This is a genomic window from Clostridium saccharobutylicum DSM 13864 (genome assembly GCF_000473995.1).
In the GTDB taxonomy this organism is placed as follows: Bacteria; Bacillota; Clostridia; order Clostridiales; family Clostridiaceae; genus Clostridium; species Clostridium saccharobutylicum.
In genome coordinates this window covers 1,123,967-1,140,000 of the sequence record NC_022571.1, presented here as the reverse complement: position 1 = coordinate 1,140,000, position 16,034 = coordinate 1,123,967, and the positions used below count along the sequence as shown (strand labels likewise).

The following is a 16,034-nucleotide window of genomic DNA, read 5'->3' as shown; positions in this document are numbered from 1 at the left end:
AAATAAAAATTGCTGGTTTACTTAAATGTATTTATCATATTCTGTTCAATTTTCAAAGACCATTTTTTACAACTTTCGCTGTTATTTTTTATTTTTATACATCACTCTCACGCGACTTTTTTAGTTTATCACCTGATTCAAAATCTGTCAATAACTTTTTTAAATTTTTCAAACTCTTTTTTTAATCTACTTTAAATGACCCACATCTCTTAGCAACGGATTCTATCTTAACCGAAACACTTTCCAACATACTTTCCAACACAAAGCATAATGGAAATACTATATATTATGCTAAAAACAATAGTTCAAATGATTAGTTAAATGAAAAAAACACCAATCTTGCAGACGATTGTAAGTTAACTCCTTGAACCTAAGTTAATTTAATACATCAAAAAAACAAGCCAAAATACTAATCTATTTCGTATTATACTACACGAATATACTTCCTAATATATAGCTATTAGTCAAGCATGTTTGCTTATCTAACACAAAATATACATAACATCTTTAACTTGTTCTTTTAATTCATATTCATTAACTGATTTTTAAGGTAGCTTATTTCCTGCTGCTAAATATATTTCATACCACTCTTGTCTTGTTAATTCTACATTTGACGCCTTGCATATTTCTTTAAGTCTATTAGGATTCATTGTTCCAACTATTGTTTGGATTTTTGCCGGATGTCTTAAAATCCACGCAGCTGCTATTGCAGTATTTGTTACTCCCTTTTTCTCAGCAATCTCATTAATTTTTTTATTTAATTCTGGGAATTTATCATTATCTAAAAATGTTCCTTCAAAGAATCCATATTGAAATGGAGACCATGCTTGAATTGTTATGTCCTTTAAGCGACAATATTCTAATATACTACCATCTCTATCTATTGAATGTTCTATTTTCATATTAACATTCAATCCGTTATCAACCATTCCTGTATGCATTATACTAAATTGCATTTGATTAATTACTATCTTATTGTTTAAATATTTATTAAGTAATTCAATTTGCATTGGATTATGATTGCTAACTCCAAACTGCTTTACTTTTCCACTTTCATATAACTTAGAAAAAGCTTCTGCAACTTCTTCTGGTTCCATAAGTGTATCTGGACGATGCAATAATAATGCATCTAAATAATCTGTTTTTAATCTTTTCAAACTTCCTTCTACTGAATTTAAAATATGTTCTTTTGAGAAATCATACATTTTTCCTGGAACTATAGCACATTTTGTTTGAATAATTATTGATTCTCTTATTGATGAGTTCATATTAATTGCATTACCAAAAACTTCCTCTGATTTTCCATTTCCATATATGTCAGCATGGTCAAAAAAATTGACACCTTCATCTAATGCTGTTTTAATTATTTTTTCTGCTTCATTTTTTCCGATGTTTGCCATCCTCATGCATCCAAGTCCAATTTCTGAAACCTCAATTCCACTATTTCCGATATTTATATTTTTCATTTTTATCCTCCTCCCTCTCACCTTTAATATTTTTAAACCTTACCATCCGCTATCGACTGTTCATGCTGGCTAATCCAACTATATGAATCTTTTTTATCTCTTGTTAAAAGTAAATACAGAACTTCTATAACAACCATAGCAGATACCCTGGAAAAACTAAATTCATCTAAAAATAATTTTTCTCTTGTCGATGTATTTATATGATATGTGCTTTTATTCGCTACTGGAGAATTTTCATGGTTAGTTATAGAAATTGTTGTCGCGTTCCTTTCATTTGCAATATCCAACAAAGTTACAAGCTTCTTTGAAGATCCAGAATTAGATATAACTATAACTACATCTTTTTTTGTTAATGTATATGCAAATGCAAGTTGAGTTTCCCATATAGTATTTGTAACAGAAGATATTCCTAACTGATTAAATTTATATGTTCCATCCATGGCTACTGGTATCGTATTTCCTACTGCTGCAAATTGAACAATTCTCGCATTCTTTATAACATCCAATATTTTTTTTATAGTATCTTCACGCATCATTGATATAGTATGCTTTAATTCTTCAATTTTATTTGCTAATATATTTTGAAGAGATTGTTCTATATTATTAGAGTCTAACTTATTGGATACTGATTGCTCTTTTGAATTAACCATCTCCTTGGCAATATTTATCTTTAAATCATAAAAACCTTTCAATCCACATTTCTTGCAAAATCTAACTATAGTAGCTTCACTTACATTACTTTCAATAGCTAATTCAGAAACTGTCATTTCGATAACTTTTTCTTTATTGTTTATAACATAATCAGCAATTTTCTTTTCTGCTTCATATAAATTTTTATATATGCATAGAATTTTATCTAAAATACTTTTTTCTATATTTTTCATCGTATTTATTGCTCCTTTAATATGGTTTAAAAACTTACCATATTAGAATACTATAATATTAAAATAAATAAAATTCATTTGTTCATTAAATTTATATTACTCAAAAGAATACTTTAATCCCCATTGATTTCTAACTTGATCCATAATACTCATAACATCAATAGATAACTCTAATTGAGTAAAATTGGTACTTTTATTCATAATACACTTATTCATATCTTCGACTTCATAAACTAATGCTCTTGAAGTATAACCATCTTCTATAACTTCAACTCTTCCATCTGGATAAGTAAAAGTAGCTTTATCTGCTCTTGGGAAATTTTCAACAGTTATATAGCCTAATTCTCCACATACTATTCCCCTCTTAGGTTGTTTTGCTCTCATTGTTAGCGAAACAACTGCCATTTCATCATCAGAATTTTTAAGTATTATTCCTGATTGTTCGTCTACTCCTGTTTCAAATTTCTTTACTGTAGTCAATATTTCTTGAGGTTGACTTGAAAGAAAATATCTTGTAAAAGATAATGCATAAGTACCAATATCAAGTAGTGCTCCTCCGGCTAAATCTGGACTAAAAAATCTATTTGTAACATCATATTCTTTTAAACTTCCAAAATTTACTTGAATCATTTTAATCTTTCCAAGCTTTCCATCATCAATAAACTTACGTAACTTCTTATACAAAGGCATATGATAAATAGTCATTGCTTCTGCTACTATTAAATTTTTATCTCTTGCAAGTTTAACTATCTCTCTCAATTGATCTCCATTTACAGTTATAGCCTTTTCACATAGTACATGTTTATTGTTTTTTAAACTTTTCATTATATATTCATAATGATTGGAATGTGGTGTTGATATATAAACCACATCTATTTCACTATCTTTCAGCATTTCACTATAACTTCCATAAATTTTTTCTACATTATAATCACTTGAAAACTTTTGTGCTTTTTCAATAGTTCTTGCACCTACTGCATAAATGCTTCCATTTACTTCTGTAATAGCTTTCGCAAAATCTTTCGCAATCGTTCCAGGTCCTAGTATTGCCCATTTTATTTTATTCATTTATATCACCTCATACATATTATTAAACCTGTTATTTTTATAAAATATACATAAAAATAATTTCTATACCCATCTTTGTTTGTCATTTAATTTTTAGATAATATTCTAACACCCTTTTCACCAGCAATAATTACTTTAGTAATAACATCAGTAAATAATGATGTCTCTATAACTCCACAAATATTTATTAACTCATTATTAAGTTTATTAGCATCCTTGACATTGTTGAATGTTACATCCATCAATATATTTCCATTATCACTTATAGTAAAACCATCTTTTATTCCACTACTTCTAACTACAGGTTTTCCACCTAACTCTGATACTTTTCTTTCAACATATTTTAAAGAATCTTCTAAAATCTCAAGAACAACAGGAAATTTAAATGTTAAGCTCTTTTCAACTTTTCCTTCATCAACAAGAAGTATATATTGACTAGCCATATTAGCAATTAATTTTTCCTTAGTATGAATTCCACCATTGCTTTTCAACGCATTTAAATTTTCATCAACTTGGTCACAACCATCAAATGCAACGTCAACTTTATCCACAAGACAAGTGTGCAAAACTTCTACTCCGTTTTCAACACAAATCATCTTCGTTTTTACTGAAGGGGTAACCACTTTAACCTTAAGTTTTTTATTCTCTTTTATATTTTCTATTAGATATCCTATACTTCTTCCTCCACCAAGACCTATTATCATATTGTTTTCTATATATTTCATTGCCTCTTGTGCACAAATCTTTTTTAAATCGTTATCATTCATATTTATACCTTCCCACATTATTTACACAATTTAAATTCTATACTTAATTTATAAGCTAATATTTATTCTAACTCAGAATTTCATTTCAAAGATTGATATTATAACTTTTGTTTCTAAATCTATACTTTTATAATATTACGAGTTATTTATTTCGTCAATATTATATTACATGAAATTTTATTTCGCGTTGTATCTCAAAAAACTTCTAATGTATTTTAAAAATACTTATTTTATTCTTTGTAAAAATAATTAGGCACGTGAAAATAAATAACAATTCCAATTTGCCATGGATATTTTTCATCAGGCAAGGAGGTGAATTGCCCTCATAGTGGACCTATTAGGTCAATTTAACGACGTAGCATGATGGGAAATAGGCTGGTAAATGAGCTTGTTATTTATTTGAATGTGCCTTATACAAACGTTACTTTGTACAATTGTGTAATATATAATAACTAAAACAAAAGTGATAATCACCTTAAGCAATTATCACTCTTAATTCATAATAATATTGTTTAGCTTTTTATTAGCTCTAATTAAATATATGTCAATAACTAGATGTATTTAATATATTTTCTGATAACTTCTGTAATTGGTAATCCTATAACTGCTCCTACCACAAGCTGTGTAATATTGCCTGGTACGGACGCCATTGGTGCAACCCAGTTGCCATAAAGAATTATTTCTGAAATATAATATCCCGCTATCATCCATATTGCCGATACAAGTATAGCTAATAGATTAATCATAAAGTTAGATCCATTCTTTCCTTTACTCCATGCAATAGATCCTACTATATATCCCATAACCCCTCTTATAATAAACGTAAATGGAGCCCACAGTGCCCAACCTGATGATAAATCAAAAAGTCCCATACCTACCGCTCCTGCTATAGCACCTTTTTGTTTTCCAAAAATAATAGCTGCAATAAATAACATTACATTTCCTAAATGAACTAAGCCTCCACTAGATAATATAGGTAACTTAATGTTAATAAACGAAGTCGATACAAATACTAATGCTGTTAACAATGCAGTTTGTACCATATCTTTTGTTGTAAATTTACTTTTGTTTCTATTAAACTCCACAGTTTTCACTCCTCTTTTGTATTAATCTTTTAAATACTTATTAAATAAAGTAACTAATTCCTTATCAGATTTAAACCCTAAATCCTTTAATCCATTATCAATTACATTTAATGCATATGTTATTTTCTCTAATCGAGCATTTTCTCCCATATGTCCTATTCTAAGTATAATATCATTATACGGTTCTAACGATGTTATAATTAAAGTGTTATATTTTTTTAACATATGATCTTTAAGCTTTAAAGCACCTATGTTCTCTGGTACTTTAAGCGCAGTTACCGTATTTGAATATCCACCATCCAAAAACAACTCTAATCCATACTCATTTATAGCATTTCTTGTTGCATCAGCTATTTTTTCATGCCTACTAAGTACATTCTCTACTCCTTCATCTAAAATGTTTTGAACTGCTCTGTCCAATCCCATAACATCACTTATTGGAATTGTATACGGAAACCATTTGTCTTTATAATAATTTTTCCAAATATTAAGATTGCAATAAAATCCCCTTACAGGACTTTTTCTATTCTCCATTGCTTTTTTAGCCTTTTCACTGACACTAACAAAAGTTAATCCTGTGGGTGCTGAAAAAGCTTTTTGAGATCCACCTAGCGCTATATCAATCTTCCAATCATCAACTCTTATTTCTTCTCCACCCATGGCTGAAACTGAATCTACCACTGTTAAAACTCCATATGTATTTAATAAAACACATATTTTAGATAAATCATTTAATACTCCTGTCGGTGTATCACAATGTACTATTGTTGCATATTTAAAATTATGATCTTTTTCTAAAAATCTACTTAATTCATCCACATTTATTTCATTATCATAATTTCCCGAGAAATATATTGCCTCACCTCCATACATCTCCACAAAATCCTTAAATCCTCTTCCATAGATTCCATTATCTATTACAAGAACTCTATCACCGGATTCAGTAATCGATGCACAAGCTGCTTCAAGTCCTAAAATTCCTTCTCCACTCAATATGTAAATAGAATTATTGGTATTTATAATTTTACCTATTTTTTCACAGGTACACTTATAAAACTCAACAAACTCTTCATCAACATCTGGATTAGTTGTAACTTTTGCTCTTTCTAGCCTTACATTTTCTCTTACATCAGTTGGCCCCGGTGCATAAACAAATTTATTATTCATTTTGCAAAACTTCCCCCTTATTGCTTATTATTAATAAAATATCATAACATTTAATGTATGTAAATTGTATGGATACATTTTTTAGCATTCATATACAAAACAAGTCAACTACAACACTTACATAATTTGATAAAGTAAATACTTCATGATGATATTTTTAAATTAATACTTATATTATTGTGCTATTAATAATTAAAAATACGCTTTTAACTCAATCTAATCTTCTGCATATGTACTTCATCTGATACTTAAGATTGATTGTAATTATTTGTTATTTTTTCACAAATTCAACTATATACTATAAGTGTATAGGTTTTAAAATTTTTTATCAAAGGAGATGTTCACAATGATTTCATATTTCACTTTTATTTATGGTGTTATAATCATTTCACTTGTGGTAATAGCTTACTTAGTCAAATATACATTTGCTCAAGATAAAGGCACTGATGATATGCAAAAAATATCAAATTACATTGAAGAAGGTGCCATGGCATTTATTAAAAGACAATATAAGACCATCGCTGCCTTATCTATTGTAACTTTAATCATAATAGTAATATGTAATTATTTTGGCAATTCATCAAAAGGATCCGGAACTTCCTTATCCTTATCTTTGCGTATAGGAATAGCATTTATAACTGGTGCATTTTGCTCTGCACTATCTGGTTATATTGGAATGTATATGGCTGTAAATTCAAACATAAGAGCTGCTGCTGGAGCAAAAAAAGGCTTAAATAGCGCCCTTCAAATAGCTCTTAGAGGTGGCGCTGTTACTGGACTTGCTGTTACTGCACTTTCTCTTTTAGGTGTCTCATCTCTTTTTCTTATATATGGTGGTTATTCTGGAAACGATATTCTTATAAAAGAAGCCCCTTCTCTTATAGTAGGTTTTGGATTTGGTGCTTCATTTGTTGCATTATTTGCACAACTTGGTGGTGGTATATATACAAAAGCTGCTGATGTAGGCGCAGACCTTGTTGGTAAAGTTGAAGCTGGTATTCCAGAAGATGATCCTAGAAATCCTGCTGTTATTGCAGATCTTGTTGGTGATAACGTTGGTGATTGTGCGGGTAGAGGTGCTGATCTTTTTGAATCTACTGCTGCTGAAAATATAGGTGCTATGATTATTGGAGTTTCACTTTATCCTGTATTTGGATGGAAAGGAATTGTATTTCCTCTTATCGCACGTGCTTTCGGCATTATAGCTTCAATAATTGGAATATTTACTGTTAAAGTAAAAAATGATACTGACGACCCTATGAAAGCCCTAAAAAGTGGTTTTTGCATAACATCTTTAATAAATTTGATAATTTTATTTTTCGTAGTTAAAACCATGTTAAGCGGAACTCTTCCAGATGGAACTAAAGTAAATTATATTTTTTTATACGGATGCGCAGTTGTCGGCATATTCCTCAGCTATATCTTTGTAATAGTTACTGATTATTATACTTCAATAAATCACAAACCAGTAAAAAACATAGCTAATTCTTCCGAAACTGGAGCTGCAACTAACATAATAACTGGGTTATCAGTTGGAATGCAATCCACAGCTTTGCCTGTAATTTTTATATCTTTATGTATATTCATTGCATATAAATTAAGTGCTTTAGCACTACCAAACATATCAAATGCCGGTTTTTATGGTACAGCAATAGCAACTATGGGAATGCTTTCAACTTGCACATATATTCTTGCTATGGATACTTTTGGTCCCATAACTGATAATGCAGGTGGTATCACAGAAATGTCAGGTGCTCCAGAAGAAATTAGAATTATAACTGATAGATTAGATGCTTGTGGTAATACTACTAAAGCTTTAACAAAAGGTTATGCAGTAGGGTCAGCAGCTCTAGCAACTTTCTTATTATTTTCTTCATATTTAGATGAAGTTAAAAAAATACTAGGAATGCCATCAGATTCTTGGTTTGCAGTTGATATTGGTAAACCCGAAGTATTTATTAGTGGATTTGTAGGTGTTATGTTAGTATTTCTATTCAGTTCTACAGCAATAAGTGCTGTTGGAAAAGCCGCTCAATATGTAATATTAGAAGTAAGAAGACAATTCAAAGAAATTCCTGGGATAATGGAAGGTAAGTCTAAACCTGATTATGCCAGCTGTGTTGATATTGTTACTAAAGGAGCTTTAAAAGAAATGGTACTTCCAGGAATACTAGTAATTTTAACTCCTATAATAATTGGAGTACTTTTAGGTAAGGAAGCTGCTGCTGGATTCTTAATGATAACTACAATCGCAGGTGTTATTATGGCTCTATTCCTAAACAACGGTGGTGGTGCCTGGGATAATGCCAAAAAACTTATCGAACTTGGCGAACATGGTGGTAAAAATTCAGAATCACATAAAGCTAGTGTAGTTGGTGATACAGTTGGTGATCCATTTAAAGATACCGCAGGACCATCACTTCACGTACTTATAAAACTTGTTAGTACGTTAACATTAGTATTTGTAGCATTGTTTAGTTAAGGATACCAATTTATAATAAATAAGGCATATTCAAAAAATATTAGAATCACATGCTAATCTATTTTCTGTCATACTTTATTAACATATTTATCTAATAGCTAGCTATTAGATAAATATGTTGATTTTTCCTGACAAGAAATATGCATCTTATCATATACTAATTATTTTCCTTCATATGCCTAAGCTAAAAAAATACCTCCGGAAGTACAGCCTGAGGTATTTTTTAATTTCACAAAATATTATTTTGTCATATCATTAAGGCACAATCAAATAAATAACAAGTCCATTTGTCAGCCTATTTTCCATCATCCTTCTTCGGCAAATTGCCATAATAGCCAGCTATGATGGCAATTCACCTCCTTGCCTGATGAAAAATATCCATGGCAACTTCGTATTTGTTATTTATTTTCATGTGCCTAATAATAAAAATACAATTATATTTCAGATAATTTCTTTAAGTGTTTTTCGGAAATTTCTTTTACTTTATTTACACGTCTTGTATATTTTTCAACATCTGTAATAGGATCAGTAGTCATCCATGTCTTAACAGTTTCCATTGCTATTGCTGAACCTATTATTTTTCCACCAATACAAAGAACATTGGTATCTGAATGTTCACGTGCTAAACTTGCACAGAATGGATCTTGACAAACTGCTGCATATATTCCATATACTTTGTTTGCAATCATAGCACTGCCATATCCAACTCCATCAACAAAAATTCCTCTATCAGCTTTTCCTTCTGCAACTGCCATTGTTGCTGGATAAATATAATCAGGCAAATCACAAGCTTCTTCATTATGAGTTCCAAAATCTATTACTTCATGCCCTTGTGATTCCAAGTAACCCTTTATTTCTTCCTTTAAAGCATATCCTGCATGATCATTCGCCATAGCTATTTTCATTATCTATACCTCCAATTATTTTTTTGATTGTCTCTAATATAGCAAAGTAAAAGGCTTAGAAACAACATAAGCCTTTTACTTTCACTTTTCTAGATTAAACTTAATAAAATTTTATTATAATCTTTCTTACTTCATTTTCACTAGTAATTGACCAGTTTTAACTTGTTCTCCTTCTTTTGCAAAAATAGCATCAACAATACCATCTGCATGTGCAACAATATTTGTTTCCATCTTCATTGCTTCTATTACTACTAAGCTTTCGCCTTCTTTAACTTCTTGACCTTCAGATACAAGTACTTTAATTATATTTCCTGGAATACTTGCTCCAACTTCTAATTTACTTGAAGTATCTGCCATTTTGGTAGAATCTTCATTTTGATTAGTTGTAATTCTTTCAGTCTTATCTTTTATTTTTATCTCTCTTCTATTCCCATTGATTTCAAAATCTAAAGTTCTATTTCCATCGGTATCAAGCTTACCTATTTCAATTAATTGAACAATAAGTGTTTTTCCTTCACCAACTTCAATTTCACTAGTTTCTCCTTCATATAATCCATGGAAATATACATCACTACCCATACGGCTTACATCACCATATTCTAGAACAAATTTTATATATTCTTCAAATACATCTGGGTATAATGCATAGCTAAGTATATCTTTTTTGCATGGATTAAATTTATACTTATCTTTTAAGTATTTTTCAATCTTATCAAAATCTTCTGGAGCCAATAATTCTCCTGGTCTAACAGTTATAGGTTCTTCACCTTTTAAAACAATTTCTTGCAACTTCTTAGGGAATCCACCTTCTGGTTGACCCATCATTCCTTTAAAGTATGAAACTATAGAATCAGGGAACGCCATGTTCTTTGCTTTATCATATATATTTTCAGGAGTCAAATCATTTTGAACCATAAATATAGCCATATCTCCAACCATTTTTGATGAAGGTGTAACTTTTATTATATCTCCAAGCATATCATTTACTTTTTTATACATATGCTTAACATCATTAAATCTATGACCAAGTCCAAAACTTTCAACTTGTGGCTTTAAGTTTGAATATTGACCACCTGGTATTTCAAATCTATAAATTTCAGCACTTCCTGATTTTAAGTCTGATTCAAATTCACTATAAACAGGTCTTACAACATCCCAATAATCTGATAACTTTTGAATTCCACTTAAGTCAATACCTGTGTCTCTATTAGTATTACCAAGGGCTGCTACGATCGAATTCAATGCTGGTTGGCTTGTAAGTCCTGACATACTATTAAAAGTAGTATCAACAATATCAACACCTGCATCCGCTGCCATCAATACTGTGGCAACACCATTTCCTGTAGTATCATGCGTATGTAAATGGATTGGAATTGAAATTTCATCCTTTAATGCACTTATAAGTTTTTTAGCCGCATAAGGTTTAAGTAATGCTGACATATCTTTTATAGCAAGAATATGTGCTCCCATCTTTTCAATTTCCTTAGCTTTATCTACATAATATTTAAGATTATATTTATCTCTATTAGTATCTAAAATATCACCTGTATAACATAAAGCAACTTCTGCTACTTTACCACATTTTAAAACTTCATCTAATGATGTTTCTATTCCCTTTAACCAGTTAAGCGAATCAAAGATTCTAAACATATCTATTCCACTATTTGCGGATTCTTTTATGAATTCCCTAATAACATTATCAGGATAATTCTTATATCCAACTGCATTTGCACCTCTAATAAGCATTTGGAACATAACATTTGGTATTCTCTTTCTTAACTCTTCAAGTCTTTCCCATGGAGACTCTTTTAAGAATCTATATGCTGTATCAAATGTAGCTCCTCCCCACATTTCAAGAGAGAATAAATCTTTTCCATAAGCAGCTGTTGCCTTTGCAATATTAATCATATCCCTGCTTCTAACACGAGTTGCCATTAAAGATTGTTGAGCATCTCTCATTGTTGTATCTGTAAGTAGTAGTTTCTTTTGATCTTTAACCCATTTAACTAATCCATCTGGACCTTGCTCATCTAATATTTGTTTAGTACCACTTAAAGCATCTAAAGTTTCTATTTGAGGAATGACAGGTACATCATATTGTTTTTTATTTCCTTTAGTTTTATTTACTATTATATCTCCAGTAAATTTTAATACTCTTAATTCTTCATCAGTTCTTGGTGATATATCAAATAATTGAGGGTTATCTGATATAAAGTTAGTATCACATTCACCTTTTCTAAATTGTTCATTGTTTAATACATTTATTAAGAAATCTACATTAGTTTTAATTCCTGTAATAGTTAACTCTTTAATTGCACGTATAGATTTTCTTATCGTATCTTCAAACGTTCTTGAATATGCAGTATTCTTAACAAGTAAACTATCATAATAAGGAGTAATTATAGCACCCGCGAACCCATTTCCTCCATCAAGTCTTATACCAAAACCTGCACCACTTCTATAAACATCAATTTTCCCATTGTCTGGCGAGAAATTGTTTGCAGGATCTTCTGTAGTTACTCTACATTGAATTGCATATCCTCTTGTTTTAACATCTGCTTGGGAATGTATTCCTATTTCATCCGAGTCCAATCTAAATCCCTCTGCTATTAAGATTTGGCTTTGAACTATATCTATCCCAGTAGTCATTTCTGTAATAGTATGCTCTACTTGAACTCTTGGATTCATTTCTATAAAGTAATGATTTCCATGCATATCTACTAAAAATTCTAAAGTACCTGCACTTCTATAATCAACTGATTTAGCTATTTTCAATGCATCTGCACATATCTCTTCTCTTTTTTCTTGAGTTAAAGATAATGCTGGTGTAAACTCTATTACTTTTTGATGTCTTCTTTGAATAGAACAATCCCTTTCATAAAGATGAACTATGTTTCCATATTTGTCCCCTAAAACTTGAATTTCAATATGTTTTGGTCCCTCTATGTACTTTTCAATAAATGTATCATCTATACCAAAAGCTTTTTTAGCTTCATTTTTAGCACTTCTGAATGCATCAACAAGTTCTTTTTCGCTTCTTGCTATTCTCATTCCTCTTCCGCCGCCACCTGCTGCCGCTTTTATCATAACTGGATATCCACAATCTGATGCTACTTTAATTGCTTCTTCTTCTGATTCAATTGGTTTCTCTACTCCTGGTATTACTGGAACACCAACATTTTTAGCAACTATTTTAGATTTTATCTTGTCTCCTAGCTGCTCCATCATCTCTGATTTTGGTCCTATAAATTCTATTCCAGCAGCTTCACATCTTCTTGCGAATTCAGCATTTTCAGATAGAAAACCATAGCCTGGATGTATCGCATCAACATCTTTTTTCAATGCAAGGTCAATAATTTCATCCATATTTAAATAAGCTTCTACAGGCCCTTTATTTTTACCAATTAGGTATGCCTCATGAGCTTTAGTTCTAAATAAAGAATACTTATCTTCTTCTGAATATATCGCTACAGTTCTTATTCCAAGCTCATGGCAAGCTCTAAATATTCTTATAGCAATTTCACCTCTGTTAGCTACTAATACTCTTTTAAATTTTTTCCCCAATTTAAATACACTCCTTTTAATTTTTATTTGCTTTTGCTTATGAATACTTTTAAAAACCATAACTTACCTAGTAAATTTAAAAGAATACCTTTATCTTCTAAAATTAACTATTTTCATTATTACTATGGCTTTTTATTAACGAATAATACAATACAAATTATAGCATAATTTACGCACCTTTGTTACAAAAATTTATGTTTATTTAGGCACATTAAAGAAAATAACAAATTCAAAATGCCATGATTATTTTGCATTAGGCAAGAAAGTTGATTTTTCTCATAACTGGCTATTAGAGGAATCCGCTGATGCCACATTATGTAAAATAGACTTGATAGATGGATCTGTTATTTTTTAATGTGCCTTAACAAAATAAGAGTTTATATTAACCTATTTAAATTAATATAAACTCTTGTCAAATAATTAGTGTTCTTATAAAGATAATTGTTAATTCAAAATATATCTTATATTTTGAACTTATCAACTGTATTTTTTAGATTTCCAACTAGCTCTTCCAACTTATTTGTTGTTTCTCCAATTTGATGCATATAAGCCGTCTGCTCTTCATTTGCAGCAGTTACTTCCTCAGTCGCTGCTGAATTTTCCTCAGTTATAGATGCTACATTACTTATAACTTCATTTGTAATATTAGCTTTACCTGTCATTTCATTTGATGCTCTTGACACTTCAGATACAATCAAATTTATCTCTCCTAAAACATTCTCTATATTCTTAAAATTTTTACCTACTTGAGTTGCTAAATCAACACCATGTTTTACATCATTTGTGCCTTCGTCCATTTTTTCAGCTATGTTTTCAATTTGTTGTTGAACTCCATTTATAAGTTCTGCTATCTTCATTGATGATGCACTCGATTGTTCAGCTAACTCTCTAACTTCCTCTGCCACTACAGCAAATCCTTTTCCTTGTTCTCCTGCTCTAGCAGCTTCAATAGCAGCATTAAGCGCTAATAAATTAGTCTGCTCCGCTATATCACCTATTACATATACTATTTGCCCAATCTCTTTTGATTTTTCTAATAAGTTTTTCGCTTCTTTAACATTATAGCTATTTGTTATCGCTATATTTTGTATACTACTTACAGCATCCTTAACACCGCTTGCACCTAATGTACTCACCTTTTTAGATTCTTCAACTACAGTTATCATTCTATCACATTTTTTTGAAACTTTATCTATATCATCAACTAATTCGTTCGTTATAATTGATGCCTTACTTGCACTTTCTGCTTGTGAAACAGCGCCTGTAGCTATTTCCTGCATACTTTGAGAAACCTCATCAGTACCTTTTAATGATTCCTCTGTAGCTACAATTAAATTATCCGATAATGAATCGACTTCATTAGCAGAATGACGTATTGCACCTATCATTTCTTTAAGCTTAAGTGCTGTATTATTTAAACTTTTTCCTACTTTTCCTATTTCATCATCTGTGTCAATCTGTAATTCACTTGTAAGATTACCAGATGCAATTTCCTCCGAAAAATGAGATAACTTAATCAATGGAGCTGTTATTTTTCTTGCTAATACAACAACAATTCCTCCTATTATCAATACAATTAACATTGTAATTATAAGTAATGTACTCATCAATTTTTGAGAAGAAGCAAATAACTCATCTTCTGATATTACGCTCGCTACACTCCATCCTGATAACGGAATTTTATTGTAAAATGCAATAAAATTATCTTTTCCTGAAGTAAATCTTACTACACCAGATTCATTATTAAGCATATCTTTGCCCAAGCTCTGAACATTTGAATCATCTACATCTGATATTTTATTTTTCATTACTAATGATTCATCTGGATGTACAAGAATAGTTCCATCTTTTGAAACTAATAAACTGTACCCCTTTTGTCCAAATTTAAAATCCTTAACTTTATCTTGTATATACGAAAGATTTACAGCAGATATCATTGTACCTATTGATTGATCATATGTGTTTTTAATAGGCACGCCAATAATCACTAATGTTTTACCTGTTCCCTTTGATACTACTGGATTTGATATTTCGTAAGGTACTCCACTCATTAAATCTTTATACCACATTTTTTCGGAAACATTCCCCGCCACAAAATTTCCATTTGAATATTGTGCTCTAGATATACCATCATTATTAAATAATGTAGCTGAAGCATTATCATACTCTCCTGGATAATTCTTTTCTAAAGTCTTAATTCTATCTGAATTAAATTTATCAACAGCATCAATGTCAGATTGTATTAATTTAGCTGTTGGAGTATTAGCGGAATTCCTTACCTCTAAAAGTTTGCCTTCTAACCAAGTATTAATATTTTCGGATAATTCATTGGTTGTCTCTATCCTACTACTAATTATCTCATTTTTAATAGTTTCTCTAAATTGGTAAAACGCTGTACAGCTTAAAACCAACATTCCAACTATTACTGTGGGCAAAATACTCGTTAGTAATTTCATTTTAAAAGATAATTTTTTCCACATTTCGTGTACCTCCTTGAAATTGAATTTTTTAAATATATATTATAAATACCTATTATGTTAATCTTATTAGCAAATATTTCACCATTTGGTAATAATGATATTGATTAAAAAATAAAGCCCCTCGAAATACTTAGGAAGCTTTATTTTTTGATTGTGCCTTATATAT

General features: G+C 30.3%; 10 protein-coding genes. 1 reads left to right on the top strand and 9 read right to left on the bottom strand.

Annotated elements, in window-relative coordinates; all coding sequences use genetic code 11:
• Nucleotides 1-545: 545 nt before the first annotated feature.
• From CLSA_RS05005 to CLSA_RS04980, 6 genes are all read right to left on the bottom strand, one after another.
• On the bottom strand, nucleotides 546-1,466 hold the full coding sequence (locus CLSA_RS05005; RefSeq protein WP_022744324.1) for an aldo/keto reductase: 921 nt from the start codon (nucleotides 1,464-1,466) through the stop codon (nucleotides 546-548).
• A gap of 32 nt (nucleotides 1,467-1,498) precedes the next feature.
• Complete coding sequence (locus tag CLSA_RS05000) at nucleotides 1,499-2,350, bottom strand: MurR/RpiR family transcriptional regulator (RefSeq protein WP_022744323.1); 852 nt, start codon at nucleotides 2,348-2,350, stop codon at nucleotides 1,499-1,501.
• A 96-nt stretch (nucleotides 2,351-2,446) separates the two neighbouring features.
• The gene (locus tag CLSA_RS04995) at nucleotides 2,447-3,418 is read right to left on the bottom strand and encodes a Gfo/Idh/MocA family protein (protein WP_022744322.1); all 972 of its coding nucleotides are present in this window, start codon (nucleotides 3,416-3,418) and stop codon (nucleotides 2,447-2,449) included.
• Nucleotides 3,419-3,504: 86 nt separating this feature from the next.
• On the bottom strand, nucleotides 3,505-4,185 hold the full coding sequence (rpiA, locus tag CLSA_RS04990; RefSeq protein ID WP_041716095.1) for a ribose 5-phosphate isomerase A: 681 nt from the start codon (nucleotides 4,183-4,185) through the stop codon (nucleotides 3,505-3,507).
• Nucleotides 4,186-4,736: 551 nt separating this feature from the next.
• A complete protein-coding gene (locus tag CLSA_RS04985; protein ID WP_022744320.1) occupies nucleotides 4,737-5,270 on the bottom strand; it encodes an ECF transporter S component in 534 nt (177 codons plus the stop codon).
• A 21-nt stretch (nucleotides 5,271-5,291) separates the two neighbouring features.
• Nucleotides 5,292-6,437, bottom strand: a complete 1,146-nt coding sequence (locus CLSA_RS04980) for a pyridoxal-phosphate-dependent aminotransferase family protein (protein ID WP_022744319.1) — start codon at nucleotides 6,435-6,437, stop codon at nucleotides 5,292-5,294.
• A gap of 346 nt (nucleotides 6,438-6,783) precedes the next feature.
• Here CLSA_RS04980 and CLSA_RS04975 point away from each other — a divergent pair, with 346 nt between their 5' ends.
• Nucleotides 6,784-8,919 (top strand): sodium-translocating pyrophosphatase, encoded by a 2,136-nt coding sequence (locus CLSA_RS04975; RefSeq protein ID WP_022744318.1) that lies wholly within the window; start codon nucleotides 6,784-6,786, stop codon nucleotides 8,917-8,919.
• Between the two features lie 434 nt (nucleotides 8,920-9,353).
• On the opposite strand, the gene CLSA_RS04970 is transcribed toward CLSA_RS04975, so the two are convergent.
• From CLSA_RS04970 to CLSA_RS04960, 3 genes are all read right to left on the bottom strand, one after another.
• Nucleotides 9,354-9,824 carry an RpiB/LacA/LacB family sugar-phosphate isomerase gene (locus CLSA_RS04970; protein WP_022744317.1) on the bottom strand — a complete coding sequence of 157 codons (471 nt, stop codon included), beginning with the start codon at nucleotides 9,822-9,824 and terminating at the stop codon, nucleotides 9,354-9,356.
• Between the two features lie 126 nt (nucleotides 9,825-9,950).
• On the bottom strand, nucleotides 9,951-13,388 hold the full coding sequence (locus CLSA_RS04965) for a pyruvate carboxylase (RefSeq protein WP_041716093.1): 3,438 nt from the start codon (nucleotides 13,386-13,388) through the stop codon (nucleotides 9,951-9,953).
• A gap of 461 nt (nucleotides 13,389-13,849) precedes the next feature.
• Nucleotides 13,850-15,868: a methyl-accepting chemotaxis protein gene (locus tag CLSA_RS04960; RefSeq protein ID WP_022744315.1), complete on the bottom strand. Its 2,019-nt coding sequence runs from the start codon at nucleotides 15,866-15,868 to the stop codon at nucleotides 13,850-13,852.
• Nucleotides 15,869-16,034 lie beyond the last annotated feature (166 nt).